The sequence below is a fragment of the Streptomyces sp. URMC 126 genome, assembly GCF_051386555.1.
Taxonomy (GTDB): Bacteria; Actinomycetota; Actinomycetes; order Streptomycetales; family Streptomycetaceae; genus Streptomyces.
The window spans coordinates 1-240 of sequence record NZ_JBPQTX010001282.1; the positions used below are offsets into that span (position 1 = coordinate 1).

1 protein-coding gene is annotated in these 240 nt (G+C 63.8%); it reads right to left on the reverse strand.

The annotated features are described in order from the left end of the window. Nucleotides 1–28: 28 nt before the first annotated feature. Nucleotides 29–240: hypothetical protein (locus ACSNOK_RS35975; protein ID WP_436784856.1), on the reverse strand; the 212-nt coding region annotated here is incomplete at its 5' end.

Sequence of the window (240 nt, forward strand, 5' to 3'; positions counted from 1 at the left end):
ATTCATGGCTCGCCTCCGGCTGGCATGATCAGTTCACCGTGACATGCGCAAGGCTGACGGCGCTGTCGGCACGGACCTTGGCGTCCACGCCCTCGCGCATGGCCCAGGTGATGAAGGGCTGGTGCAGATAGACGGCATGGACCCGATCTCGCGCCAGTGTCAGCCCCTCACGGTAAAGCTTTGTCCGCTCCGCCTCGTCAAAGGTGGTCACCAGCTTGTCGGTGAGGGCGTCGATCACGG